The following is a 24,956-nucleotide window of genomic DNA, read 5'->3' as shown; positions in this document are numbered from 1 at the left end:
CACCACATCTGCAACCTATGACACAGTTCTATCCGCTCTTGATGACGCAACCTCTCAAGCGTCTTAGCAGGAGCCATCGCGGCCATTCGCGTTTCATCCGTTCGAGCGTTGCGCGTTGAAGAAGCTCGGGTGCTAACTCTTCCGTCCGCTTATCCGAGGTTAATCATCACGCTGTCTCAATGTTGCCCGTAAAATTGCGCAGATTAAGCAGGTGAAGCGCTCGGCAAAGAGGTCCGACCGGGGTCGCTTAAAACACAAACGCTGGATTATCCTTTAAGGCCGTTAGCTTGGTTCCATAACCGCTCATTACGCGAATAACGCCGGTTGCGGAACTCACAGCTTGCCGAAAACGACCTTGACTCCGAAAAGCGACACGCACCTAAATAGATGAGTTTGTGGGAGGTCAACATGACGATCCAGATAAACCTTAGCGAGAGCAAATCTTACCTGTTTTCAGTCGCCGAAGCGATCGACGCGTTCGTCGATGAGGCGAAATTTCAACCCAACGATCAAGCCAGAATAATATGTGCGGGCTTGCCACTGCCCTCGCAGGACATCGTGACGTTAACTGGAATCCATTTCGAACGGCAAGATAACCATGCGTTTACAGCATGGTTGCGTAGTTCAAAGACAAGTCAGGCGAGACACGAGGACCAGGCAATCGAATTCGAAACCGTAGTCTTGGACAACGCCGCTGTCGACATCGCCGGAAACGTTACCCGAACCGACGGCAAGATTGTCCGCGCGGTTCAGGTTATTCCGGCAAAGCTTCCTTACGTTATCACCGACCTCGATTGGCGGATCGTCCATCAGACGATTTCATCGGCTAAGGCGGAGGATCGGTGTTACGCTGTTCCGGCTGGCTCTCAAGGGCCTGATTTCATTTCGATCGCGCGCGAGTTGAACCTTCTCAATTACAGTGCTCTTCGAGACCTGGATAATGTTCCGTATCTGAAGGTGATCCAGGGCGATCTGCTCAAGCAGAATCCCAACAGCAAAATCGTATCGGAGCAAAAGATCTCCGACACCTTAAGCAAATTCGGAATTCGTCATAAAAAGGCGCGCCCCCGCCGTGCCACAATTTGAGTTTGATCGCCGCGGCTGACCGACAACGACGCCGGTGACATCATTAGCTTCCATGCAACGGAGGCCTACGATGCCAACGATTTTTCTCACAGTCTCTAAGCGTGCAATCGAGAATATGAAGCGTCGGGCGCGTGAGGCAGCCGATCGGGGACCGGCGAAAGGAATCATTGATGGTCCGTGTAGGGCAAGCGTGGTGAAAGATTACTTAGACCAAATCAACGGCGAACATGAGAAGCGCCGCCGTCGCAAGAAAACCCTTCGAAAGCCATCTTAATTTTTTGCCACAATCTCACATTGATCGCGGTTGATGCGTTCAGCAAAAAAATGATGGATGTAAGAGCTCCCTTCGAAATGAAAGGAGCTCACTGTGACCCACGACCGCGTCGTCATGATGCTTGTGCGCTCATTGCGAGCGCCTAAACGGAAGACAAGAACACACTCCAAAAAGCAAATTCGGCAGATCGCAAACTTGGTCCTCTGTTACGGATGGACCTATCCGATCTTGATCGACGAAGACGGCGTTATCATTTGCGGCTATGGCCGGTATCTCGCAGCGCTTGAGCTTGGGCTGAAGGAAGTGCCGACAATCGTCATGTCGGGCCTAAGCGATGCCAAGAAACGCCTCCTTACTATCGCGGACAACAAAATCCCGACGAACGCGGGATGGGATTATCCCGTTCTCGCAGCGGAGCTTGGCGAACTCGCGGTTCTGCTTCCCGAATGCCAGCTCAATATCGAACTGTCCGGCTTTGAGGCTGCTGAGATCGACAGCCTGATGAGCGATCACCTCGATTCTGAGCGTGAACCTGGCGATGTCGTACCCGAGGTAGAAGCCAAGGCCATCAGTCGACCTGGTGATTTATGGACGCTGTCGAAACATCGGCTGTTGTGCGGGGATTCGAGAGAACCCGGAGATGTCAAAAAGCTGATGGGCACCGCCCGTGCCGTCATGGCTTTTACGGACCCGCCCTACAACGTCAGGATTAGCTCCGTTCAAGGTCGCGGGAAAACCAAGCACCGCGAGTTTGCCTCCGCTTCCGGCGAGATGTCGCGCGCCGAGTTCACCGAATTCCTTGCCAGCTGGATGCACTTGGCCGCTCGGTATTTAGAGGACGGTTCAATCGTCTTCTGCTGCATGGACTGGCGGCACGTTGGCGAGTGCCTTGCGGCCGGCGAAGAAGCTTTCACTGAGCTCAAAAACATGATCGCTTGGGTCAAAACAAACGCTGGGCAAGGCAGCTTCTACCGCTCCCAGCATGAGCTAATCCTTGTGTTCAAGAACGGCACTGGCCGCCACCAGAACAATATCGAACTCGGCAAGTTTGGCCGCTCCAGATCGAACGTCTGGGAGTACGCCGGCGTCAATACGTTCCGCAAAGATCGCCTCGCCGAGCTGACCGTTCACCCAACGGTCAAACCCGTTGCCCTGGTGGCCGACGCCATGCGGGACTGTTCGCGTCGTGGCGACATTGTGCTCGATCCTTTTATGGGATCCGGCACCACCATTCTTGCTGCCGAAAAGGTCGGTCGGCGCGGCTACGGCATCGAAATCGACCCTTTGTACATCGATGTTGCGATCCGCCGTTGGCAGGAATTCACCAAACGCGACGCAATCCTAGAGGCCACCGGCCAAACCTTCGACGAGGTGGCCGCAGAGCGGTCCGCCTCCCCTGCTCTCAAACGCGTAAGGATCTAACACAATGGCATCGATCCCAAAAATTGAGCGTGTCTTCCGGAAGCGGGTACGGCTGGAGCCGAGCGACGATGACGTTGGCTATGGGAAGCCGCCTCGTTCTCGACAATTCAAGCCAGGCCAAAGCGGCAATCCAAAAGGTCGTCCGAAGGGGGCTAAAAGCGAGGCGACTATCCTTATGGAGCTCCTGAATCGTAAAATCGAAATCCGACAGAACGGGCGGATTCGAAAGATCACTATTCTGGAGGGAATCTTTCACAAGCTCGCGGAGGACTCGCTCAAGGGCAACACCAAGAGCGCAGCGTTCGTGCTGAACCGGCTGGCCGCGATTGCCTCTACAGCGAGCGCCGAGTCGGAGGTCAATCCTGACGATAAGGCCGTTCTTGATGCCTATCTGCGGAATTTCCAGTCCACGCTTGGTGGAAAGGAGAAGGAGCGATGAAGGATCAAGACCTCCTCTATTCTATCCTGCGCAACGATTTCGAGAGCTTCCTCCATCGCTGCTTTCTAATGCTCAATCCAGGTGCCGAATACCTGCCGAATTGGCACATCAAAGCGATCTCGCACCAGCTCCAACGCATTCGGGACGGCAAGGTCAACCGTCTGATCCTCAACATGCCGCCGCGATACCTGAAGTCTTTGACGGTGTCTGTGATTCTGCCGGCGTTCTTGCTCGGGCATAATCCTCGAATGAAGATTTTTGGTGTGAGCTACAGCAACGACCTTTCGGCCAAACATGCAGCCGACTTTCGAGCGATCGTTCAGTCCGATTGGTATCGAAAAACATTTCCGAGCATGCGCGTCGCTCGGATCGCCGATTCCGATGTCTTCACCACCAGACGCGGCTTTCGCCGATCGACTTCCGTTTCGGCAACTTTGACGGGCCTCGGCGGCGATATGTTCATTCTGGATGACCCGCAAAAGCCAGTGGATGCGCAATCCGACACTCTTCGTAACTCCCTGAACCAGTGGTTCACAAACACTTTGCTCTCGCGCCTCGACAACAAAGCCACGGGTGTCATCATTCTGGTCATGCAGCGGGTTCATCTTAATGATCTGACGGGTTTCCTCGCCGAAAATTCCAACGATAGGACCATACTGAGCCTGCCCGCCATTGCCGAGGTGGAGGAAAAAATCGCCATCGGTGACGGCGAGTTTCACATGCGCCGGGCTGGCGAAGCCCTTCACCCCCAATACGAGACTCTCTCAACCTTGGAGAAGCTTCGCTCAGAAATGGGTTCCGCTATCTTCAGTGCTCAGTATCAACAATCCCCGGTACCTGACGGTGGCGCGATGATCCACCGCCAATGGCTACAGTATTACGATCAATTGCCTGAGCGCACCTACAAGGCCAAAGTGGTCCAGTCTTGGGATACGGCTGCCAAGGACGGCGCTCAGAATGACTGGAGCGTCTGCACCACGTGGATGGTGGTCGATAAGCGATATTACCTGATGGATGTCACGCGTGGTCGCTACGAATATCCCCGCCTTAAACAAACCGTCATCGCCCTCGCCGACCGCTTTAAGCCTGACCGGATTCTGATCGAGGATGCCTCGACCGGCATCGCGTTGGCCCAAGAACTCAAGCAACTTGGCAGCTACCCAGTAAAGGCCGTGGCAATTGAACGTGACAAGATCGGTCGCCTTTACGTCCAGCAGGCGAAGTTCGAAGCCGGCATGGTATTATTCCCCCGCACGGCGAACTTCCTCGCGGAAGTCGAATCCGAGCTCCTTAGGTTCCCGCAGGGCAAGACTGATGACATCGTCGATAGCATCAGCCAGGCGCTTGCGTTCAAGACCTGGGGATATGATACGACCCTTTCCTGGGTCGGATGATGGCGAGCCGCCGTCTATCGATCGATTTCGACAGTCTCTTCATAACGCAGGATCTTGATCCGATCGGAACGCATCAGATCGCATAATATTTCCGCGCCCGCGATTTGCCGACGAACCAGCGCGACAAGATCGGTCTCGATGGTCGTGCTATCCGGAAGAGCCATCGCGAAGTCAAACCCCTCATTGTGAGTCACGAATCGACGGCCAAGCCCGTCCAACCCCACGACGACAAAGCCATACCGCAGATAGGGATAGATTTGCTTATGCCGCGCTGCCTTGAAGCTATAGGTAATGACGTCATGCGATGTAAAAGAACCAGATTTGAGCTCGATGACAACGAGCGGAATTGAATCTTTTGTGATCAGAATGTCCGTCTGAAATGCGTTCTGCCCACGCATCGGGCTTGCAGCGCTCTCATGGCTCAGCTGGCCGGACGGATCTACCTCGATCTTGTAGAGCAGGCTTTTACCCGTTTCGACCGTGTAGTCAGGAAAGTGCGCAGCGAGGGTTTCTTGGACTTGTAAAGCGGCCTGCTGCTCACTCTGCTTTCGCCCGGAGGACACCGTCACATCATTTGCCATCGACAAACCCTTAACTCCATTGCCGCGCTCACACAGCCTGAAACGCCAAGCCGCTAGTGGCTTCGTTGCACATCGACATCCAGTCCAAAGGTCGTTTGGTAGCGAAGGAAGCAGGTCAGGGTTAATTTTTGATCCTATTTTGGGATAATCCGTTTCTGGGATCAAATTGTGCGCCGCCGATTCACGGCCCTGGCGGCGCATGCAAAAGACCCTCAAATCCGCGGACTATGCCCGACTGATCGACCTGCTTGTCGCAGTGCGGAAAGCTGCGGATGTTCGACAGCAGGCCTTGGCCAAGAAACTCGGCCGACCTCAATCCTTTGTCGCCAAATATGAGAACGGTGAGCGCCGCCTCGACGTCATTGAGTTCATTGCTATCGCCCGCGCGCTTGGCGCCGATCCTGTGAAGCTGTTTAAGGACTACGTTGGGGGAAAGGGCTCGCCCAAGACCGCCTCAAAGCGTCCGACCAAATAAGTCGTGCAGCTTTGGGCTTCTTTTCGGATCATTTTGTGATCCGGACCGGCTGATAAGAGCCACTAGATTGCTGCGTTTCCGCTCGACTTCCCCAGCACGTGGAGCGTCACTGTCGCCGTAAATCGGAGGCAGAATGATGGACCGCAAAATTACAGAACAGGCAATTGGCCTAATCCTTATCGAGATCGGCATTCGCCTTGGCGAGGCCGCACGGATTGCCAAGGCCGCCGAGGCCTGCGCGCTGGCCGGCAGTGTCGCCGAAGGCGTAAGAGTTTCGATGGATCTCGAACAGATATTCTATGAGACCGGCCGTTTGCAGGATGCGGCTTCGCTGCTCAACCGGTTGTCGAGCGAGTAAAGCTCTCTCTCCAAACGAAAGGTTCTCGGCCCGTCTGCGAACGACGGGCTTGCGGCAGTGGCGGCACATGATGCTGTCGTTGAAGCAGGAGAACCGAAATGCCCACCAGCAATCGAAAGCCCCCTCGCAAGACCGGGCGTAAATCCACACCGGCAGCAAAGCGACCGACAAAATCCGCCGGAAAAGTTCTGCCGCCCGTCGCGCCGAAGAAGCCGGTAATGCTGAAGACGCCGAACGTGGCCGTGTCCAAACAGGACAAGGTCCTCGATATGCTCCGCGCGCCGTCCGGCACCACCATCGCCGCCATCATGAAGGCAACCGACTGGCAGCAACATTCGGTGCGCGGCTTCTTCGCTGGAACCGTGCGCAAAAAACTCAAGCTGAACCTAACCTCGGTCAAGACCGATGGACAGCGCGTCTACCGGATCGCGAAACCGAGTACCGCGAAATGATCCAAGCTACCTCCTCCATGAAGCCAGCCGATCCAGCCGTAGAAGCAGAGCTCGATCGGCTGGCAACAGCCCCTATCGTCGAACTGCGCAGATGTTACCGAGAAGTGCTTCGAACAGATCCGCCAAGGGCTTTCGGTCCGGACCTGCTGCGCAGGAGCATTGCCCATCGGATTCAGGAAAAAGCCTATGGGAGATTGTCCGGTCCGACCAAGCGCCTGCTCGACCAGCTTGTGAAAGCCATGGCTGCCAAGCCCAACGGGCGGCTGGAGCTGCCGCGCCGCATCAAGCCCGGCTCGGAACTGGTCCGGACATGGAAGGGTAAAACCTACCGCGTCGTGGTTCGTCCAGACGGCTTTGCCTATGACGGCAAGACCTATGCGGGTCTCTCTGAGATCGCGTCGCTGATTGCAGGCACCAACTGGAATGGACCGCGGTTCTTCGGGCTGCGCTCCAAGTCTCAGGAGTCCGCCCATGGCAAGTAACGCTCCCAAAACCCTGCGCTGCGCCATCTACACCCGCAAATCCACTGAGCATGGTCTTGAGCTGGAATTCAACTCGCTCGATGCCCAACGGGAAGCTTGCGAGGCTTATATAAAGAGCCAGGCATCACTTGGCTGGAAGGTAATCACGCAGCCCTATGACGATCCGGCCTTCTCCGGTGGCAACCTCGAGCGTCCTGCCCTCAAGCAACTGCTCAAGGATATAGACGCCGGTAAGGTCGACGTTGTCGTGGTCTACAAGATCGACCGCCTCACCCGTTCGCTGGCTGACTTTGCCAAGCTCGTGGAAGCGTTTGACGCGAGATCAATTTCGTTCGTAGCCGTCACTCAGCAGTTCAACACGACGACCTCGATGGGTCGATTGACCCTCAACGTGCTGCTGTCATTTGCCCAGTTCGAGCGCGAGCTTTCGTCTGAACGCGTCCGGGACAAGGTCGCTGCCTCTCGTCGGAAAGGGAAGTGGACCGGCGGTACGGTGCCGCTCGGTTATGAGGCTCGAGACAAGAAGCTCGTCATCAATTCTACTGAAGCTGAAACTGTCCGGACTATCTTTCGGCGTTACGTTGAGTTGCAATCGTTCGGTCGCCTCGTAGCGGATCTCGATAAGCGTGGCATCGTCACCAAGCGTCGGAATACCAAGGTCAAGAAGTTCAACGGCGGCATTCCGTTCACCTATGGTCCCCTCGCCCACTTCCTGAAAAACAGGATCTACATTGGCGAAACCGGCCACGGCGGAAAATGGTATCCGGGCGAGCACAAGGCAATCATAGACCGCAAGACCTTCAACAAAGTTCAAGAACTGCTCGCCTCCGGCACCAACAAAAGGAAGATAGAGCGATCGGAAAGCGGCGCACTTCTCATGGGCAAACTGTTCGATGATCGCGGCAACGCAATGAGCCCAAGCTTTTCGTCCAAGAACGGCGTGCGTTACAAGTTCTATGTCAGTTCGGCTTTGCTGCGTGGACGAAAACTGGAAGCCGGCTCCATGGCGCGCGTCGCGGCAACTGACATCGAGTCGACTATAATCAACGCGTTGCGTGAACGGCTGAAACTCGACAAGGCTGTGTTGAATGCAACTGTTATCGACAGCTATGTCGCGCGCGCCGAACTGAGCAGCCGCATCATCAGGGTTACCACCACGCCGCCGGCCAAAATCCGATCGAGCAAATTCGCGATCCCTTGGCAGCTGCGCCAACCGGGTTCGGCAACGATCACTGAGGCCGACGGCGAATGCCAGCCTAATGCGAAATTGGTTCAGGCCATTGTTCGAGCCCACGCATGGCTGCGTGATCTACAGAATAGAAAGTTTGCCACTGCCGAGGCACTGGCCGCCTCGGTCAAACTGCATCCCAAGTTGGTGCGGCAGGAATTGCGCTATGCGTTCATGGCACCCACTATAACAGCGGCCATTCTCAGCGGCGACCAGCCAGCAACATTATCATTGGCGCAGATTCCGAAAACGCTGCCCTTGGCATGGTCCGACCAATGCATGGCGCTGAGATTCTGATCTAAGTTGGGTTCGTAGATCCAATGCTATGGAGTTCTTCCTAGCTATTTCTCAGACAGACGCTAGCGGCGTTCAGCTAGGTCAACCTACCCATAACAGCGCTGAAGTTTGCTCCAGTATTTTCGCGCTCCGTCTGGCTTCGCCAGCAGCGATTTCTCATCGCTGCACCACGGCTGAAATCGTGACGATGGCGTCGGCGATCCCTCCCCGACGGAGCAAGCGACATGCAGGACAGGCTCATAGCCGGCGGGCGCAAGTTCTTGCAACTCCTGAAGAGCCCCACCCGACAGCCGCAGGAGGCTGAACGGCCGATTTGCAGAACCTCGATATCGTGCCAGTTGATCTCGGCGGTCCGCCCGGTACCCAGCGCTTTGAAGCAAGCCTCCTTGCCTGAAAACCGCAAATATGCCGTTTGTTCACTTATTGTTCCGTTTGGAACAAGCCTCTTTGCTAGTACCACTGTAATCGGTGATCCTTTGAGCTGACCTCATGAGCGTGACCGATCTCACCGGCACTATCGATACGCCCGCCTCCGATGCGGGCGGCGTCGCGGCGCGTCGGGGGTTCAAATATCAGGATCATGTCGCCGCATTCTTCCTCTTGGCCATGATCGACGATCCGCGTCTCGCCAAAGTCGAATGCGAGACCGCCGACGACATCTTCCTCTTCTGGCAGACCGGTGAGACCGAATATCCGGAATACGTCCAGGTCAAAACGACCGAGGGTGATCGCAAATGGACGAAGGACGAGGTCACCACACGCAGTCCACCCAAGAAACCAACCTCCTTGGTCGAGAAATCGCTCTTATGCGATCGTTATGGGCCCAACGCGCGCTTTCGGATCGTATCGCGCCGCGACGTGAACAAATCGCTCGCTTGCCTGAAGCTTGAACGCGGCGCGCGCTTCCGTCGCGAGCCCGTAGCCGAGTTGGGCAAGAAGCTTACCAAGCAACTCAAGACAGTTTCGCCGCTTGGAAACGACCTTGTCTATTGGGCCGAGCAGACCGTCTGGCAAGTGACCGGTGACGTCACCGCATTGATCGCCTTGAACCACAAAAAAATCAGCGTTCTTGCGGAACGCTTTGGCGGAAATCCCACCGCTTCGCATGTAGACCAAATCTATCAGGACCTCTTGCGCATCGTTGACGACGCTGCGACCGCCTCGCGCGTCAGTGACCCGGAGAAGAAGGTGCTTACTCGGAGTACCACCATCGCTTGGTGGACGGAGCACCTTGCCAACACTGAAGCCGCGCAGCAGCGCACCTCGAAACCCTATCGCGCCAAGACCGACGCGTTCTTTGCAGATCTTCACCACATGTCTGAAGACTCACTGCGTCGCGCGCTCTCAAGCTACGACGTGCGCTTTGAAAACGAGCGCTGGCGTTCGCAGCAGTTGGCCGATCATCTCGTCGATTGGCTCCCGGAGATAGCCTTGAAGGCGAGCGACCTTGCATCCGTACAGCATCTCCAACTGCGGCGAAAGACTCGGGACGCCGTCAGCGCCATCAAGCGCCAACGAGCTGTCTCCGATCAGCAACTCGTCGGCGAAACACTGCTCCATGTCGTCATCCGCCAGAGCTTTGGCAGCGAACCCATCGCTTGCAAACTTTTCTATCAATCTGCAACGGGCATGCGCAGTTTCGGCTCCGCCCATATCGTCCATGCTCTGAGGGGCGACGAACTCTGGCTTGGGCGCGCCACCATCGCGACCGCCGATAGTCATGAGGCGATTCTCAAAGCCACGCTAGCGGATCTCGAACACGTGCTAGATCCTGATTTCCTGAAGGAGGAGCGGGAAACCATTCTTGCCTTGCGCGAGCCCTTGCATCTGATGCCGACCAGCCTGGAAGCCGCGCTCGCGCGCAACGCGCCGATCGACGACCTAGTGGAGGCCTTATGCATTCCGATTTTGATCGCCTATGACAGCACGGTTTTGGGCGGGGGCTACGCCAGGGACTATCGCACGCGTCTGGTCGCCGAGGTGCAGGCGTCCTACGCCGCGCTGAAGCCGCGCCTGCCATCCACCCTCCAAAACGTGAAGGTGCACATCTTCTTAGTGCCGATCGAATGCGTGGTCACCTTGACCGGGCAATTCACAGCCCTGATGGGCGGCTAGCGAATGGATTACGGCGAACTCCGCAACGCACTTCAGGAGCCCATCCCACCGGACCAGCGTGTTGGTATCTTGCGAGGGATCGCGCAGCACGTGAACAATACGCATACCCACCATGAAGGCCGCGATCTCGTCATCCGCGCACTGGCCGTCCTTGACCGTTTCGATAAATCCCAGCGTGTGGTCCTGATGAGCCTGGTGAGGAATGTCGGCCTCTTCCCGTATCTCTCTGAAACTATCGCGGCGGCGGATGTCGCCGACCAACTCGCCTTCGAGCTGCACCGGCCGGACAATGCTGACAGCGCGATTGTTTTTCACAGCCTTCAGGCGCGCATCTACCATCAGCTCTTGCGCGGCGCCAATGTCGTGCTCAGCGCCTCGACCAGTTCCGGCAAGAGCCTCGTCATCGACGAGATCGTGGCTTCCGAGAAATTCCGCAAAATTGTCATTGTCGTGCCAACCCTGGCCCTCATCGACGAAACCCGCCGCCGCCTGTTGCGCCGGTTTGGGGAGCGCTGCGCCATCATCACGCATCCCAGCCAAAACGCGCGGGCCGACCGGATTACGGTCTATGTGCTGACGCAAGAACGGGTCCTCAGCCGCGAGGACCTAGCGGACACGCAGTTCTTCGTCATCGACGAATTCTACAAGATGAACCTTGCGACTGAAAAAAAGTCCGACCGCGCCGTCGACCTCAACCTTGCCTTTCACAAGCTCGCCAAGACCGGCGCGCAGTTTTATCTGCTCGGGCCCAACATCCAGGCGATTAAAGGCCTCGACCGCTACGAGCACCACTTCATCCCGTCCGAGTTCTCGACCGTGGCGGTCGATGTCGTCAATCTTAACTTGCCCACGCACGGCGACGCGCGCGATGTTGGCCTGCTTGAGCTTTGCAAGATGCTCGACGGACCCACGATCATTTACTGCCAGTCTCCCGGCAGCGCGAGCCAGGTCGCCAAACTGCTGATCGAACGGGGCGGGCTCGCGCCCCATGACGCGGCGGCGGCCGCGGTTCACTGGATCGCCGAGAAATATGATCCGGACTGGATCGTTGCGCACGCGCTCCAGCATGGCATCGGCATCCATCACGGCGGCGTGCCCCGCGCCTTGCAGCAATATTTCATTCGTCTGTTTAACAACCGAAAAATTCCTTTTCTCGTGTGTACCTCGACCATCATCGAAGGCGTGAACACGGTCGCCAAAAACGTCATTGTGTATGATCGCCGAAAAAGCCGCGACGTGTTAGAGCATTTTACGTACAAGAATATCGAAGGCCGCGCCGGCCGGATGAACGAGTATTTCGTGGGGCGCGTCTTCGTGCTCGAAGCACCGCCGGACGATCAGTCTTTCACCGTGGAGTTTCCGCTTGGAGTGCAAAGCGCCGACACGCCCATGAGTCTGCTCCTGGATTTGCCGGCCGACGACCTCCAACCGCTCTCGAAACACCGGGTCGAGGATCTTTTCGCGAGGAGTTCGCTAAGCCCGGTCACGCTGCGCGCCAATCGCCACGTCCCATGGGAAGTGCAGGAGGCAATTGCCAGCGAAATCCGCGCACGGCTGCCGGAGATTCAACCCCTGCTCGGCTGGACCCAACCGCCGACCGGCCCCCAGCTCGAAACCGCATGCGATCTCATCTTCCGCTTTCTCAATAAGCGCGCGCTTCAGGAATACCGCATCAATTCGGGCGCGCAGCTCGCATGGCATCTCAACGCGCTCCGGATGGGCGACGATCTCAGCGCCTACGTCAAGACCTGTGTGGCACGCCGGTACCCCGGCGACTCGCCAAGCGATGCGGTCGAAACCGCCTTGCGTCTCGTGCGCAATGTGATTTGCCAGCGCTTTCCGCGCGATCTCATGGCGATCGACGCGCTTCAGCGCGATGTGCTGGGCGGCGCAAGGTTGCATACAGGCAACTACGCCTTTTTCGCCGAGCAGGCTGAAAATTTATTCATGCCTTCGATCCTCTTTGCGCTCGACGAATACGGAATTCCACTACAAACCGCGCAGCGGCTTCAGGGGTTTTTGCTGCCTGCATCGTCGCTCGACGAGGTCCTGCACCGTCTTGGGCGGATCGAACTGCAGAACGCCGAATTGTCGCCATTCGAGAACGATATTCTTCACGACGTCCGGCAAACGCTCTACCCGCAGGCACGCCCGGGCGGGCCGGTGTCGGCGGGCTAACCGCCAATTAACGCGCCACGATCCGTGGGTTTGCGTTCGCGCGATAGAATTGCCGCCATTTCTCGGCATGGTCGCTATCAGCAAGGTGCGGAGTATATTGATTGTCCTTTGCGGGTGTGAGCAGAGCTTCGCTCGGAACAATTTTATTCTCATCGAGGAACCGCTCTGCCAGCGCCTTGAACGTTTTTGGCGGCGCATGATCGATCATCGCTTCCTCCAGCGACAACAGCCGGCCGGTCAAGGCACAGGGCGCTTTGCCATCAGGATGGGTGGAGGCGCGGAAGAACTCCCATTTCATCTGCTTGATGTCTTCGAACACTTCAGTGCGCATGGCGCGCAAAGTCTCCGCAAAGGCCGACGGCGCCTTGCCGTCAAGGCAGGGCTTGACGGAGAAATCAGTCGTGCTGCCATCGATGCGGCGGATTTCAAAGCATCGGGTGTCGAACATCGCGCTGCGCGTACTGAATTCCTTTACGCCTGCTCCGATTTTGACCGCCGCTTCTGGATGCCGCTCAAGCAGCCAGTAGACCTGGGTCGCATCTGGCTCGGAAAGTGCCACGCCGGGATCGTGCCGACGGAGGATCTGGCGGAAATGCTCTTGCGCATCGCCCTTCCGCGCGAAACTCAAATCGCCGATGTCGAGAGGTTTGGCCGCCATAGGCGCGATCTTAGTTCGACCCATGCGCATTGACCAGAGCGCCGGTACGGCGAGACCCGGTTGCTCCCATTCGTTTCGCTAGGCATAGCAAAGGCACATGCCGATAGATAAGGCGGCCGTTATCCTGTGCGGTTGCGGGAATGCCTCGCGCTGTTTCTCCTTCCGCAAAATGGAAGCCAGGTTCATAAATACGCGCTCCGAAGCGCCCGTCACTGACGCCCCCACCGCGCAGTGGTTTGTTTCTTCGGTCTCTGGGGCAAGTCTCTCGAAAACGGGAATTTCCTAATAGGTAGGCGGAGACTTTCGGCAATTTTCGGCAGAATTGGTGCGAATATCGTCTCCACGCACACTCGCCTATAAGAAAAAGCCCGCTGTTGGCGGGCCTTTCTGACACTCAAGAGGAAGAGTCTCTCGCATCGGGACTGGCTGGCTGGGGCGGGAGGGATCGAACCTCCGAATGGGGGAATCAAAATCCCCTGCCTTACCGCTTGGCTACGCCCCAACAGCGCAACGGGCGATCGCGCCGGGAACAACTGTAAATTGCCTGTGTATTCCCTGCCGGAACAGCGCGCTGCCGTCCCGAGTCGCCTGACCGGCAGGTCTTAGAGCATTTGCAGCAAGGGGGAAACCCGCTTTTCCAGGCTGCGCCAGCCCCGCTCGCCGCTGCTTGACGGCTTCCGTGGCATATCTGCCGCCACCGCTTTCCCGCCACAGCGGGAGTTGAGGACAGCCGGTTTTCGTGGGAAGACAGAGCGAGGTCAGGCAGCCTGTGACAAGAGCCGCCGGCCAGAGGAAAACTGGATACCGACCAATACCTTGCGTGGATCGCCGCCGTCCGGCCGATGGGGCCGTTGCGACTGCCGCGCGACCCGCCTGACGTTCCGCACGAAACAGCGAGACCCCGATCATGACCTACCGCGCGCCGCTCAACGACATGCTCCTCTCTCTCAACCATGGCGCCGGCCTTCTGGCCGCCGTGGAGGCAGGACATTATAATGGCTACGATCCGGAGTTCTCCGCCTCCGTGATCGAGGAAGCCGGCAAGTTCGCGACTGACGTGCTCGAGCCGCTCAATCAGCCCGGCGACCGCGCCGGCATCAAGCTCACCGACAAGGGTGTCATCACCGCGCCGGGCTGGCCCGATGCCTACAAGCGCTGGTGCGAAGGCGGCTGGAATGCCGTGTCGGGATCGGAAGATTTTGGCGGTCAGGGCCTGCCGCTCGCCGTGCATTCCGCGGTGAACGAAATCTGGAGCGCCTCGAATCTCGCATTCGGCCTCTGCCCGCTGCTGACACTGAGCGCGATTGACGCGCTCGATGCCCATGGCAGCAAGGAGCTGAAGGACATCTATCTCGAGAAGCTGATTTCCGGCGAATGGCCCGGCACCATGCAGCTCACCGAACCACAGGCCGGTACCGATGTCGGAGCGCTGCGCACCCGCGCGGAAAAGCAGCCCGATGGCACTTACCGTCTATTTGGCTCGAAAATCTTCATCACCTATGGCGACCATGACATGAGCGACAACATCGTTCATTTCATTCTGGCGCGCCTGCCCGGCTCGCCTCCGGGCTCGAAGGGCATCACGCTGTTCCTGGCACCGAAGTATCTGGTCAATGCCGACGGCTCGCTCGGCGCGCGCAACGATATTTATGCCAGCGGCGTCGAGCACAAGCTCGGCATCCACGCCTCGCCGACCTGCACCATGACCATGGGCGACAAGGGCGGCACCATCGCGTATCTGGTCGGCAAGGAGAACGGCGGCATGGCCGCCATGTTCACCATGATGAATCAGGCGCGTCTCGGTGTCGGCCTGCAGGGCGTCGGCCTCGCGGACCGCGCCTATCAGCGCGCGCTGGCCTACGCGCAGGAGCGCAAGCAGGGCAAGGCGCTCGGCAGCCAGAATACCGGCTCCGATCCGATCATCATGTATCCGGATGTGAAGCGGAACCTGATGCTGATGCGCGGCATGACGGCGGCGGCGCGCACGATCTGCTACGCGACCGCTGTGGCGATCGACGTGTCGCACCGCGCCACCGATCCGAAGGTGCGCGAGAAAGCAGCCACACGCGGCGCATTGTTGACGCCGATGGCGAAGGCGTTCTCCACCGACATCGGCAATGAAGTCGCGGCCATCGGCGTGCAGGTGCATGGCGGCATGGGCTTCATGGAAGAAACCGGCGCGGCGCAGTACGTCCGCGATGCGCGCATCCTCACCATCTATGAAGGCACCAACGGCGTGCAGGCCAACGACCTTCTGATGCGCAAGCTGCAGATGTCCGGCGGCGAAGCGGTGTGGGATCTGCTCGCCGAACTGAAAGACATCGTCGCGAAGGTCGAAGCCTCGAATGATCCGGCCTTCGGCACCACCGGCGCCAAGCTGCGCGAGGCGGTCGACTCGGTCGAGCGCTCGAGCAAGTGGCTCTTGGAAAAGATCGCGACCTCGCCCGCCGAAGCGCTGGCCGGCGCGACACCTTATCTGCGGCTGTTTTCGACCACGCTCGGCGGCTGCTCGCTGGCCAAGGAAGCGCTCGCCGCGCGCACCGACGAGACGCATCAGAACGACGTGCAGCGTTATGTCGCGCTGGCGCGGTTCTTTGCGGAGAACGTCACGGTGCAGTCCGGCGCATTCGAGCGCACCATCATGGACGCCGCGACCGCGACCACCGGCGCGGATGTGGTGCTGGCCGGGTAATTTTCTTCCCCTCTCCCCTTGTGGGAGAGGGTGGCGAGGTTGAGCGGAGCGAAACTGAGCCGGGTGAAGGATAGCTCACGATGACCCCTCACCCGCCCTTACTTCGTTCGGGCACCCTCTCCCACAAGGGGAGAGGGAAAGAAGGACTCACACCAGCGGCTTCAGCCCCGCTTCGATTTCCCTGCGGCGATGTTCGAGGAACGGCGGCAGCGACAGTTTCTCGCCAAGCTTGTCCATCGGCTCATCGGTGGCGAAGCCCGGCCCGTCGGTCGCAATCTCGAACAGGATTCCGTTCGGCTCACGGAAATAGAGACTGCGGAAGTAGAAGCGGTCGATCTCGCCGCTGGAATGAATGCCGAACTCGGACAGCCGCGCCGTCCAGGCGTGATACTGTTCTTCGTTCGGCGTGCGCAGCGCGACATGGTGCACTCCGCCCGCGCCCTGCCGCGCCGCGGGCAAATCCTTCTGCTCCAGCACATGCAATTCAGCGGCAGGACCGCCCTCACCCATCGAGAACACCTCGATGCGATGCTCGCCGTCGGGCGACGCATAGTCGCGCACGCGCTTCATGTTCAGCACATCGGTCAGGAGCCGCGCCGTGCGCGCCAGTTCCGGAACGTTGAGCACGATCGGGCCGAGGCCACGGATCTGATGCTCCGCCGGCACCGGGCTTTTCTCCCACGGATGCGCCTCGCCGCGCCCGCCGTCATCGACCAGCACCAGCCGCTGGCCTTCCGGGTCCTCGAACGGAAGCGTCATGCGGCCATCGACCTCCGTCACCTTGCCGACATGCACGCCGAGCTGGATCAGCCGCTGCTGCCAGAAGGCCAGCGCTTTCTCGCCGTTGACCCGCAGGCCCGTACGCGAGACGCTGCGGGTCCCGCGATGTTCCCGCGCTGCTGGCCAGTCAAAGAAGGTCAGGTCGGTGCCCGGGTTGGCCTTCCCGTCCGCATAGAACAGGTGGTAGGCGCTGACATCGTCCTGATTGACGGTCTTTTTCACCAGCCGCATGCCCAGCACGCCGGTGTAAAACGCCAGATTTCCCTTCGCATGGGCCGAAATCGCCGTCAGGTGATGAATGCCGGTCAGTTGCATGGCAGCGTCCCTTTGTGAAATTGCGCCGGAAACCGGCTGGCCAGGATTGCCGTTCTTGGCATGATGTAGGATGAACGAGCAGGTGGCGCCAGCCATCTCCGATGCTGCAGCGCCTTCACACTTCCGGGGAAACGACCATGACCGACCACATCATCATCACCGACGAGGACAACACCCGCACCATCACCATGCGGCGCCCCGACAAGAAGAATGCACTGACCCAGGGCATGTATACGTCGATGGCGGAGGCGATCAAATCCGCGCAGTCCGATCCCGATATCCGCAGCATCGTGATCTCCGGCGGCTCCGGCGTGTTCACCGCAGGCAACGACCTCGAGGATTTCGCGCGGGCCAATACCTCCAACAGCGACGACGCGCGCCCGATGGCGGCGACACAGTTTCTGAAAGCCCTCGCCTATAACGAGAAGCCGCTGATCGGTGCCGTGGACGGCATTGCCGTCGGCGTCGGCACCACCATGCTGTTTCATTGCGACTACGTTCTCGCCTCGACCACGGCGACGTTCTCGACGCCGTTCATTCATCTCGGCCTTGTGCCGGAAGCCGCCTCCAGCCTGCTTGCGCCGCGCGTGATGGGACATCAGCGCGCCTTCTCGATGCTGGTGATGGGCCGCACCGTGACAGCGGACGAGGCCCGCGAAGCCGGCTTCGTCAACGTCATCGTCGCGCCCGGGCACACCGAGGTCGAGGCACGCAAGGTGGCGCGCGAAATCGCCTCGCTGCCGAAAGACGCCGTGGCGCTGACCCGCAAGCTGCTGAAACCTGCGCGGGAAGACGTGCTGCGCCGGATGGACGAGGAATCGCATCATTTCGGCGAGCGGCTGAAATCGGATGAAGCGCGGAACGCCTTCGCGGCCTTCTTTTCCCGCAAGAAGAAGGCCTGAGCCCTTTATCGGCGCTTTCCGGTCTTCACCTAATCTCAAAGTCAAGCCTAGATGCCCGGGACAAACCCGGGCATCGCACGTTATGATGGGTGACTTGCGAGGAAAATTGCTTCGGCACCAGAAGAAAGACAACGGTCCATGCCGACCCTTTACTACCACACCGCCGCTGGCCTCAATCATCTGACCGCGCCCGGTCATCCGGAGCGCCCGGATCGGCTGCGCGCCATCGAGCAGGGCCTGTCGGCGGAACCGTTCACGAATCTTGTCCGCGTCGAAGCGCCGGAAGCGGATCTCGATGTGGTCGCGCTTTGCCACAGCAACGAATATATCGATGAGCTGCGTCACATCGCGCCGAAGGACGGCATGGTCTATCTCGACGGCGACACCTCGATGTCACCGGGCACATGGGAAGCCGCATTGCGCGCCACCGGCGGCGCGGTGGCCGCCGTCGATGCCGTGATGAAGAACAAGCGCACCAATGCGTTCGTCGGCACCCGCCCCCCCGGCCATCACGCCGAAACCTCAAAGCCGATGGGCTTCTGTTTCTTCGACAGCGCCGCTATCGCCGCGCGCTACGCGCAACGCAAATACGGCATCGAACGCGCCTGCGTGGTCGATTTCGATGTGCATCACGGCAACGGCAGCCAGGAAATTTTCTGGGCCGACCCCACTGTGATGTATGCGTCCACCCATCAGATGCCGCTGTTTCCCGGCACCGGCGCCACGCAGGAGCGCGGCGATCAGGACACCGTGGTCAACGCGCCGCTGCGCCCCGGTAACGGCGGACGCGAATTCCGCGAAGCGTTCGATCTCGCCATCCTGCCGCGGCTCGAGGCGTTTGCGCCGGAGCTGATCGTGATTTCCGCCGGGTTCGACGCGCACTGGCGCGATCCGCTCGGCAGCCTCGAACTGCGCGAGGAAGATTTCGCATGGGTCACGCGCAAGCTGATGGAGATTGCCGACAAGTCCGCCGAGGGCCGCATCGTGTCGGTGCTCGAAGGCGGCTACGATCTGCAGGGTCTGCGCGATTCCGTCGCCGTGCATGTCGCGGCGCTGATGAACAACTGAGATCGGCTTTCCCCACCGCAATGAATCGCGCTACATTGCGCCACATTACGCCCGCAAATCGTTCCTAGATTCCGCGGGCTTCCGATCACGACAACGGACAACGACCATGGCCGATACGTCCCACGCGGATGTCAAGAAACTGAGCTTCGAGCACGCGATCGAGGAACTGGAGTCGATCGTGAAGCGGCTCGAGGACGGCAAGGTGCCGCTGGAAGAGTCGGTCGCGATCTATGAGCGCGGCGAGAGTCTCAAGCGCCGTTGCGAGGAATTGCTGCGTCAGGCCGAAGCACGCGTCGACAAGATCACCACCGACGCATCCGGTCAGGCGGCGGGCACCGAACCGCTGGACGTTCAGTAGGTCAACTGTTCCGAGCACAATTCGGTCGTCGTCACCGCGCAGGTAGCCACGCCAGCGCCGGATCGGCCTTGTTGCCCGGTTCCAGCCGCCGGATGCCCGAAAAGTGAGACTTTTCGCGCCTGCCTAACGGATTGGCATGGTTTTGGAATTGGTATAAGTCACGGGTCCGTTTCGGACCTTTCCGGGCATTTTTTGACTTGCCGGGCCGGACGCCCCCAAATCATTGCGGATCATTTCAAGTGTCACATTCGAGCAAGACTCCACTCCTCGACGCTGCGCCGACGCCGGACCTGCTGCGCAAGCTCAAGCCCGAGCAACTGCGCCAGTTCGCCGACGAATTGCGGCTTGAGACCATCGACACCGTGTCGGTGACCGGCGGCCATTTCGGCGCGGGTCTCGGCGTGGTCGAACTGACCACCGCGCTCCACTATGTGTTCAACACCCCGGACGACCGCATCATCTGGGACGTCGGCCATCAGGCCTATCCGCACAAGATTCTGACCGGCCGCCGCGACCGCATCCGCACGCTGCGCACCGGCGGCGGCCTCTCCGGCTTCACCAAGCGCGCCGAGAGCGAATACGATCCGTTCGGCGCGGCCCACTCCTCGACCTCGATTTCGGCCGGCCTCGGCATGGCCGTGGCGCGCGACCTCACCGGCAAGAAGAACAACGTCATCGCCGTCATCGGCGACGGCTCGATGTCCGCCGGCATGGCCTATGAAGCCATGAACAATGCCGGTGCGATGCATTCGCGCCTGATCGTCATTCTCAACGACAACGACATGTCGATCGCGCCACCGGTCGGTGCGATGTCGGCTTATCTCGCCCGCCTGCTGTCGAGCCAGACTTATGGCTCGGCCCGAGAAGCATTGAAAAATCTGGCGCACAAGCTGCCGAAATTCTTCGAGGACCGCGCGCTGCGCGCCGAGGAATATGCGCGCGGCATGGTCACCGGCGGCACCCTGTTCGAGGAACTCGGCTTCTTCTATGTCGGTCCGATCGACGGCCACAACCTCGATCATCTCCTGCCGGTGCTGACCAATGTCCGCGATGCCGGCAACGGCCCGGTGCTGATCCATGTCGTGACGCAGAAGGGCAAAGGCTACGCGCCTGCCGAAGCGTCGGCGGACAAGTATCATGCGGTCGCGAAATTCGATGTCGCCACCGGCGCGCAGGCGAAAGCGAAATCCAACGCGCCGTCCTATACCGCCGTGTTCGGCCAGAGCCTGATCAAGGAAGCGCAGAAGGACGACAAGATCGTCGCCATCACCGCGGCGATGCCCGGCGGCACCGGCGTCGACCTGTTCGAGAAGGTCTTTCCGGAACGCACCTTCGATGTCGGCATCGCCGAGCAGCATGCGGTGACCTTCGCGGCAGGTCTTGCCACCGAAGGCTTCAAGCCGTTCTGCGCGATCTATTCGACCTTCCTGCAGCGCGGCTACGATCAGGTCGTGCATGACGTGGCAATCCAGCGCCTGCCGGTGCGTTTCGCCATCGACCGCGCCGGCCTCGTCGGCCAGGATGGCCCGACCCATGCCGGTTCTTTCGACAACGCCTATCTCGGCTGCCTGCCCGGTTTCGTCATCATGGCGGCGGCGGATGAAGCCGATCTCGTCCACATGGTCGCGACGCAGGTTGCACTCGACGACGCGCCAAGCGCCCTGCGCTATCCGCGCGGCGAAGGCCGCGGCGTCGAGATGCCCGAGGTCGGCGTTGCCTTGCCGATCGGCAAGGGCCGCATCATGCGTGAAGGCTCCAAGGTCGCGCTGCTGTCGTTCGGCGCGCGGCTCGGCGAATGCCTCAAGGCTGCCGACGAACTTGAAACGCACGGCCTGTCGGCCACCGTCGCCGACGCACGCTTCATGAAGCCGCTCGATCTCGACATGATTCTGAAGCTGGCGCGCGAGCATGAAGTCCTCATCACCATCGAGGAAGGCTCCATCGGCGGCTTCGGCACCCATGTGCTGCAGACGCTGGCCGATCACGGCGTGCTGGATCGCGGCCTGCGGGTGCGCAACATGGTGTTGCCCGACACGTTCATTGACCATGACTCGCCCGCGGCGATGTATGCGCAGGCCGGTCTCGACGCCAAGGGCATCGTCGCCAAGGTTTTCGAGGCGCTGGGCAAGGATTTGAAGTCCGAAACGGTGAAGCTGGCCTAGCGACCTGCCGATCTTCACGACAGATACGCGCTGTCACGCCGCATGCGATGCACTCCCTCTCCCCTGTGGGGAGAGGGTTGGGGTGAGGGGCTCTAGATGTCTGAACAAGGTTATCGAGCCCCCTCACCCGCCGCGCTGCGCGCGTCGACCTCTGCCCCACGGGGAGAGGTGAAAGGGTGTGGCACATGACCTCACGCAAACGCGCAGATGTTCTGCTGGTTGAGCGCGGCCTGTTCGATAGCCGCGCCCGCGCGCAGGCTGCTATCGAAGCCGGCGGCGTGACCGCCAACGGCAAGCCGGTTTTGAAAGTCTCTGAACCGCTTGCCGCTGACGCCGAGATCGTGGCCGAGCCCGCGCATCCCTGGGTGTCGCGCGGCGGCGTCAAGCTCGCCGGCGCGCTGGAGCAGTATCCTATCGACATCGAGGATCATGTCTGCGTCGATGTCGGCGCATCGACCGGCGGGTTCACCGAAGTGCTGCTCGCCAACGGCGCAAGTCTCGTCTACGCCATCGACGTCGGGCGTGGCCAGTTGCATCCGAGCCTGCAGGGCAACTCCAGAATTGTCTCGATGGAAGAGACCGACATCCGCTCGCTCGCAGGCAAGCGGCTGGAAATCCGTCCGGATATTATCGTGATCGACGTCAGCTTCATTTCACTGAAGCTGGTCCTGCCTGCTGTGCTGCCGATTCCCGCCGCGCCGACGCATCTTCTGGCGCTGATCAAGCCGCAGTTCGAGGCGGACCGCAAACACTCGAAGAAAGGCATCATCCGCGACGCCGCCGTGCACAAGGCCGTTTGCGATGACATCGTCGCATTCGCGGAAGACCTCGGCTGCACCGAGATCAAGGTGTTTCCGTCCTCCATCGCAGGCGGCGACGGAAACACCGAATTCTTCCTCGGCGCGCGGCGCGGCTAGATTGAATGACTGAACGCCTCACCATTGATCATGTCGGCCATTTCGGCGACGGCGTTGCGCTTGCCGATGGCGCGAGCATCTATGTGCCCTATGCGCTCGGCGGCGAAAGCGTCGATGTGCTGCCCTCGCCCGGCCATCCCGAGCGCCGCGAACTGGCGCAGATCGTCACGCCAAGCCCGCAGCGCATCGAACCGTTCTGTCCGCATTTCGGCACCTGCGGCGGCTGCGCCATCCAGCACTGGGAGCCGAGTTCCTATCAGGCGTGGAAGCGTCAGCTCGTGATCGACACGCTTCATCACGCGGGCATCGAGTGCGAGATCGACGATCTGATCGACGCCCACGGCACCGGTCGCCGCCGCATGACACTGCATGCGCGGCAAAGCCAGCAGGATGTTCTGCGCGTCGGCTTCGCCGCGGCGGGACGGCACGAGATCATCGCCATTGATCATTGCCCGATCCTCGATCCGAAGATGCACGGTGCCATTGAAGCCGCCAACGAGATCGCCGAACTGCTGCGCCCGGTGAGCAAGCCGCTGGATATCCAGATCACGGCGGCAGACAACGGTCTTGATGTCGATGTGCGCGGCTCCGGCCCGCTCGGCACGGCCCTGCTGACGGCACTGTCGAAGCTCGCCGAGAAGCATGATCTTGCGCGGCTGACCCGCCATGGCGAACTGGTCATCATGCGCAAGCCGCCGGTGGTGCAGGTCGGCAAGGCGCAGGTCACGCTGCCGCCCGGCTCGTTCATGCAGCCGACCGCGCTGGGCGAGGAAACCCTCGCGGCGCTGGCGTTCGAGCGCTGCAAGGGCGCCAAACATATCGCGGACCTGTTCTGCGGCTTCGGCCCGTTTGCATTTCGGCTTGCGGAAAAATTCAAGGTGGCGGCGTTCGACAGCGACGCAGGCGCCATCACGGCGCTGCAGAATGCGGTGAAACAGACGCAAGGCCTCAAACCGATCAAGGCCGAGATGCGCGATCTGTTCCGCCGCCCGCTGGTGCCGCAGGAACTGCGCGACTACGATTGCGTGGTGTTCGATCCGCCGCGTCAGGGCGCGCAGGCGCAGGCGCAGCAATTGGCCGCCAGCAAAATCGCGCTGGCCGTCGCGGTGTCGTGCAATCCGGCGACCTTCGCGCGCGATGCACGGATTCTGCTCGACGCAGGATTCAGGATCGACCGTGTCACGCCGGTCGATCAGTTCCGCCACACCCCGCACGTGGAACTGGTGGCGCGGTTCAGAAGGTGAACTCGGCTCGTAGTTGCGGATTGAACGCTCAACAAACCACAGATCGTCATGGCCGGGCTTGACCCGGCCATCCACGACTTCTCTTTGAGATCGCAAGCAAGACGTGGATCACCGGGTCAAGCCCGGTGATGACGACTGAATATGCGGAGACGTCGTGCGTCATCTCAAAATCGATCAAAACAATTACCGTCCCCACCGCTCCTGCCAGATCTTCTCGCCGATGGTGCATGACACGCGCGGCTCGCGCGTCGCGGCGGGAACGATGCGCGGCTCGGGCGCGCGGTATGCAACTTCCATCACCAGCTTGGTGCGGATCGCTTCCTTGAATTTCTCTTTTGTCTTGATCGGCACCACGAACGACCCCGGGCCGCCGATCACGCAATCCTCGTAATAGAAATCGAGATTCTCGATATCCATGGTGGCGTAGTTGGTTTCCTTGGCCATGATCGGCAGGCCGTTGATGGTGATGCCTTTGGCCAGCGCGGCGTCGCGCGCGATGGTCACTGGCTCGCCATTGTTGTTCGGCCCGTCGCCCGAAATGTCGATGACCCGCCGTAGCCCCTGATATTCGTTGGCCTCGAACAGCGGCATGGCGAAATTGATCGCGCCGGAGATCGAGGTGCGCGAGGCGCGGCGCAGCGGCGCTTTCAGGATTTCCTCAGCCAGCGCACCGGCGGATTCCGGACCGTCGATCACCCGCCATGGCACGATGATCTTCTGGTCGGTCGAAGCGGCCCACTCGAAATAGGTCACCGCGACCTTGCCGGTCGGGCCGGTCTTCAGCGCCTGCAGGAATTCCTTCGAGGTGACCGCGAGCGCATACCCTTCCCGCTGCAGGGCCAGTTCATCCATGTCCATGGAGTAGGAGACATCGACCGCCAGGATCAGTTCGACATCGACCCTGGCCTCGGCCGCCACGGGGACGGAGGGCGCGGCCGGCGCGGCAAATCCGGGAACATCGCCGCCTGCGACCACACCCGCCACAAGCACCGCTCCGATCGAGACACACCAGCGCATGGCGGACCTCCCGTCGTTCACGACATCATGGTGACACGGCCCCTTCGGTCCGGGAAGCCGAA

General features: G+C 60.0%; 23 protein-coding genes and 1 tRNA gene. 18 read left to right on the top strand and 6 right to left on the bottom strand.

The window, feature by feature from the left end; all coding sequences use genetic code 11:
- Positions 1–408 precede the first annotated feature (408 nt).
- The 4 genes from HMPREF9696_RS19720 (at position 409) to terL (ending at position 4,615) form a co-directional block, all read left to right on the top strand.
- Positions 409–1,086, top strand: a complete 678-nt coding sequence (locus HMPREF9696_RS19720) for a hypothetical protein (protein ID WP_002714816.1) — start codon at positions 409–411, stop codon at positions 1,084–1,086.
- 367 nt (positions 1,087–1,453) lie between these two features.
- Positions 1,454–2,782 carry a site-specific DNA-methyltransferase gene (locus tag HMPREF9696_RS19715; RefSeq protein ID WP_002714814.1) on the top strand — a complete coding sequence of 443 codons (1,329 nt, stop codon included), beginning with the start codon at positions 1,454–1,456 and terminating at the stop codon, positions 2,780–2,782.
- Between the two features lie 4 nt (positions 2,783–2,786).
- Positions 2,787–3,221, top strand: coding sequence for a DUF5681 domain-containing protein (locus HMPREF9696_RS19710; protein WP_002714813.1), 435 nt, complete (start codon positions 2,787–2,789; stop codon positions 3,219–3,221).
- Entirely contained in the window at positions 3,218–4,615 is a 1,398-nt protein-coding gene (gene terL, locus HMPREF9696_RS19705; RefSeq protein ID WP_002714812.1) for a phage terminase large subunit, read from the top strand. Before HMPREF9696_RS19710 ends, terL begins: the two co-directional genes overlap by 4 nt.
- A 14-nt stretch (positions 4,616–4,629) precedes the next feature.
- Here terL and HMPREF9696_RS19700 read toward each other — a convergent pair whose 3' ends face one another.
- Complete coding sequence (locus HMPREF9696_RS19700; protein WP_002714811.1) at positions 4,630–5,196, bottom strand: hypothetical protein; 567 nt, start codon at positions 5,194–5,196, stop codon at positions 4,630–4,632.
- 166 nt (positions 5,197–5,362) lie between these two features.
- Between HMPREF9696_RS19700 and HMPREF9696_RS19695 the strand changes: the two genes are divergently transcribed.
- From HMPREF9696_RS19695 to HMPREF9696_RS19675, 5 genes are all read left to right on the top strand, one after another.
- Positions 5,363–5,671 carry a helix-turn-helix domain-containing protein gene (locus HMPREF9696_RS19695; protein WP_430642312.1) on the top strand — a complete coding sequence of 103 codons (309 nt, stop codon included), beginning with the start codon at positions 5,363–5,365 and terminating at the stop codon, positions 5,669–5,671.
- Between the two features lie 136 nt (positions 5,672–5,807).
- Positions 5,808–6,029, top strand: coding sequence for a hypothetical protein (locus HMPREF9696_RS19690; protein ID WP_002714809.1), 222 nt, complete (start codon positions 5,808–5,810; stop codon positions 6,027–6,029).
- A gap of 218 nt (positions 6,030–6,247) precedes the next feature.
- Positions 6,248–6,481, top strand: coding sequence for a DUF3489 domain-containing protein (locus HMPREF9696_RS19685; protein ID WP_245259245.1), 234 nt, complete (start codon positions 6,248–6,250; stop codon positions 6,479–6,481).
- Complete coding sequence (locus tag HMPREF9696_RS19680) at positions 6,478–6,963, top strand: DUF2924 domain-containing protein (RefSeq protein ID WP_002714807.1); 486 nt, start codon at positions 6,478–6,480, stop codon at positions 6,961–6,963. The genes HMPREF9696_RS19685 and HMPREF9696_RS19680 overlap by 4 nt, the downstream gene beginning before the upstream one ends.
- Positions 6,953–8,488: a recombinase family protein gene (locus tag HMPREF9696_RS19675; RefSeq protein WP_002714806.1), complete on the top strand. Its 1,536-nt coding sequence runs from the start codon at positions 6,953–6,955 to the stop codon at positions 8,486–8,488. The genes HMPREF9696_RS19680 and HMPREF9696_RS19675 overlap by 11 nt, the downstream gene beginning before the upstream one ends.
- A 76-nt stretch (positions 8,489–8,564) precedes the next feature.
- On the opposite strand, the gene HMPREF9696_RS22235 is transcribed toward HMPREF9696_RS19675, so the two are convergent.
- Positions 8,565–8,948, bottom strand: a complete 384-nt coding sequence (locus HMPREF9696_RS22235) for a 4'-phosphopantetheinyl transferase superfamily protein (RefSeq protein ID WP_157170043.1) — start codon at positions 8,946–8,948, stop codon at positions 8,565–8,567.
- A 29-nt stretch (positions 8,949–8,977) separates the two neighbouring features.
- Between HMPREF9696_RS22235 and HMPREF9696_RS19670 the strand changes: the two genes are divergently transcribed.
- Together HMPREF9696_RS19670 and HMPREF9696_RS19665 are read left to right on the top strand one after the other, a co-directional pair.
- Complete coding sequence (locus tag HMPREF9696_RS19670; RefSeq protein WP_002714805.1) at positions 8,978–10,603, top strand: HamA C-terminal domain-containing protein; 1,626 nt, start codon at positions 8,978–8,980, stop codon at positions 10,601–10,603.
- Positions 10,604–10,606: 3 nt separating this feature from the next.
- Entirely contained in the window at positions 10,607–12,781 is a 2,175-nt protein-coding gene (locus tag HMPREF9696_RS19665) for a DEAD/DEAH box helicase (RefSeq protein WP_002714804.1), read from the top strand.
- 7 nt (positions 12,782–12,788) lie between these two features.
- Here HMPREF9696_RS19665 and HMPREF9696_RS21060 read toward each other — a convergent pair whose 3' ends face one another.
- The gene (locus HMPREF9696_RS21060; RefSeq protein WP_002714803.1) at positions 12,789–13,439 is read right to left on the bottom strand and encodes a DCL family protein; all 651 of its coding nucleotides are present in this window, start codon (positions 13,437–13,439) and stop codon (positions 12,789–12,791) included.
- 427 nt (positions 13,440–13,866) lie between these two features.
- A tRNA-Gln gene (locus tag HMPREF9696_RS19655) sits at positions 13,867–13,941 on the bottom strand.
- A gap of 405 nt (positions 13,942–14,346) precedes the next feature.
- On the opposite strand from HMPREF9696_RS19655, the gene HMPREF9696_RS19650 reads away from it, so the two are divergent.
- Positions 14,347–16,131 (top strand): acyl-CoA dehydrogenase family protein, encoded by a 1,785-nt coding sequence (locus HMPREF9696_RS19650; protein ID WP_002714802.1) that lies wholly within the window; start codon positions 14,347–14,349, stop codon positions 16,129–16,131.
- A gap of 147 nt (positions 16,132–16,278) precedes the next feature.
- Here HMPREF9696_RS19650 and HMPREF9696_RS19645 read toward each other — a convergent pair whose 3' ends face one another.
- Positions 16,279–17,226 carry a ring-cleaving dioxygenase gene (locus tag HMPREF9696_RS19645; RefSeq protein ID WP_002714801.1) on the bottom strand — a complete coding sequence of 316 codons (948 nt, stop codon included), beginning with the start codon at positions 17,224–17,226 and terminating at the stop codon, positions 16,279–16,281.
- A 137-nt stretch (positions 17,227–17,363) separates the two neighbouring features.
- Here HMPREF9696_RS19645 and HMPREF9696_RS19640 point away from each other — a divergent pair, with 137 nt between their 5' ends.
- The 6 genes from HMPREF9696_RS19640 (at position 17,364) to HMPREF9696_RS19615 (ending at position 23,877) form a co-directional block, all read left to right on the top strand.
- Complete coding sequence (locus HMPREF9696_RS19640; protein ID WP_002714800.1) at positions 17,364–18,128, top strand: crotonase/enoyl-CoA hydratase family protein; 765 nt, start codon at positions 17,364–17,366, stop codon at positions 18,126–18,128.
- A gap of 138 nt (positions 18,129–18,266) precedes the next feature.
- Positions 18,267–19,196 carry a histone deacetylase family protein gene (locus tag HMPREF9696_RS19635; protein ID WP_002714799.1) on the top strand — a complete coding sequence of 310 codons (930 nt, stop codon included), beginning with the start codon at positions 18,267–18,269 and terminating at the stop codon, positions 19,194–19,196.
- A 106-nt stretch (positions 19,197–19,302) separates the two neighbouring features.
- Positions 19,303–19,554, top strand: a complete 252-nt coding sequence (locus HMPREF9696_RS19630) for an exodeoxyribonuclease VII small subunit (RefSeq protein WP_002714798.1) — start codon at positions 19,303–19,305, stop codon at positions 19,552–19,554.
- 239 nt (positions 19,555–19,793) lie between these two features.
- Complete coding sequence (dxs, locus tag HMPREF9696_RS19625; protein ID WP_002714797.1) at positions 19,794–21,716, top strand: 1-deoxy-D-xylulose-5-phosphate synthase; 1,923 nt, start codon at positions 19,794–19,796, stop codon at positions 21,714–21,716.
- 185 nt (positions 21,717–21,901) lie between these two features.
- Positions 21,902–22,633 carry a TlyA family RNA methyltransferase gene (locus HMPREF9696_RS19620; protein ID WP_002714796.1) on the top strand — a complete coding sequence of 244 codons (732 nt, stop codon included), beginning with the start codon at positions 21,902–21,904 and terminating at the stop codon, positions 22,631–22,633.
- 5 nt (positions 22,634–22,638) lie between these two features.
- Positions 22,639–23,877 (top strand): class I SAM-dependent RNA methyltransferase, encoded by a 1,239-nt coding sequence (locus HMPREF9696_RS19615; RefSeq protein WP_002714795.1) that lies wholly within the window; start codon positions 22,639–22,641, stop codon positions 23,875–23,877.
- A gap of 183 nt (positions 23,878–24,060) precedes the next feature.
- Here the strand turns inward: HMPREF9696_RS19615 and HMPREF9696_RS19610 are convergent, their stop codons facing one another.
- Positions 24,061–24,894 (bottom strand): DUF1194 domain-containing protein, encoded by an 834-nt coding sequence (locus tag HMPREF9696_RS19610; protein ID WP_002714794.1) that lies wholly within the window; start codon positions 24,892–24,894, stop codon positions 24,061–24,063.
- Positions 24,895–24,956 lie beyond the last annotated feature (62 nt).

The organism is Afipia clevelandensis ATCC 49720 (assembly GCF_000336555.1).
Taxonomy (GTDB): domain Bacteria; phylum Pseudomonadota; class Alphaproteobacteria; order Rhizobiales; family Xanthobacteraceae; genus Afipia; species Afipia clevelandensis.
Note: the sequence above shows the minus strand (reverse complement) of the source record. Positions and strands in the feature narration are given on the sequence as shown.

Excerpts from the sequence above, each read along its gene's own strand:
- HMPREF9696_RS19675 (WP_002714806.1), top strand. The coding sequence starts at position 6,953 with ATGGCAAGTAACGCTCCCAAAACCCTGCGCTGCGCCATCTACACCCGC.
- terL (WP_002714812.1), top strand. The coding sequence starts at position 3,218 with ATGAAGGATCAAGACCTCCTCTATTCTATCCTGCGCAACGATTTCGAG.
- HMPREF9696_RS19650 (WP_002714802.1), top strand. The coding sequence starts at position 14,347 with ATGACCTACCGCGCGCCGCTCAACGACATGCTCCTCTCTCTCAACCAT.
- HMPREF9696_RS19670 (WP_002714805.1), top strand. The coding sequence starts at position 8,978 with ATGAGCGTGACCGATCTCACCGGCACTATCGATACGCCCGCCTCCGAT.
- HMPREF9696_RS19640 (WP_002714800.1), top strand. The coding sequence starts at position 17,364 with ATGACCGACCACATCATCATCACCGACGAGGACAACACCCGCACCATC.
- HMPREF9696_RS19685 (WP_245259245.1), top strand. The coding sequence starts at position 6,248 with ATGCTGAAGACGCCGAACGTGGCCGTGTCCAAACAGGACAAGGTCCTC.
- HMPREF9696_RS19610 (WP_002714794.1), bottom strand. The coding sequence starts at position 24,894 with ATGCGCTGGTGTGTCTCGATCGGAGCGGTGCTTGTGGCGGGTGTGGTC.
- HMPREF9696_RS19680 (WP_002714807.1), top strand. The coding sequence starts at position 6,478 with ATGATCCAAGCTACCTCCTCCATGAAGCCAGCCGATCCAGCCGTAGAA.
- HMPREF9696_RS19690 (WP_002714809.1), top strand. The coding sequence starts at position 5,808 with ATGGACCGCAAAATTACAGAACAGGCAATTGGCCTAATCCTTATCGAG.
- HMPREF9696_RS19710 (WP_002714813.1), top strand. The coding sequence starts at position 2,787 with ATGGCATCGATCCCAAAAATTGAGCGTGTCTTCCGGAAGCGGGTACGG.
- HMPREF9696_RS19720 (WP_002714816.1), top strand. The coding sequence starts at position 409 with ATGACGATCCAGATAAACCTTAGCGAGAGCAAATCTTACCTGTTTTCA.
- HMPREF9696_RS19635 (WP_002714799.1), top strand. The coding sequence starts at position 18,267 with ATGCCGACCCTTTACTACCACACCGCCGCTGGCCTCAATCATCTGACC.
- HMPREF9696_RS21060 (WP_002714803.1), bottom strand. The coding sequence starts at position 13,439 with ATGGCGGCCAAACCTCTCGACATCGGCGATTTGAGTTTCGCGCGGAAG.
- HMPREF9696_RS19700 (WP_002714811.1), bottom strand. The coding sequence starts at position 5,196 with ATGGCAAATGATGTGACGGTGTCCTCCGGGCGAAAGCAGAGTGAGCAG.
- HMPREF9696_RS19630 (WP_002714798.1), top strand. The coding sequence starts at position 19,303 with ATGGCCGATACGTCCCACGCGGATGTCAAGAAACTGAGCTTCGAGCAC.
- HMPREF9696_RS19665 (WP_002714804.1), top strand. The coding sequence starts at position 10,607 with ATGGATTACGGCGAACTCCGCAACGCACTTCAGGAGCCCATCCCACCG.
- HMPREF9696_RS19620 (WP_002714796.1), top strand. The coding sequence starts at position 21,902 with ATGACCTCACGCAAACGCGCAGATGTTCTGCTGGTTGAGCGCGGCCTG.
- HMPREF9696_RS19645 (WP_002714801.1), bottom strand. The coding sequence starts at position 17,226 with ATGCAACTGACCGGCATTCATCACCTGACGGCGATTTCGGCCCATGCG.
- HMPREF9696_RS19615 (WP_002714795.1), top strand. The coding sequence starts at position 22,639 with ATGACTGAACGCCTCACCATTGATCATGTCGGCCATTTCGGCGACGGC.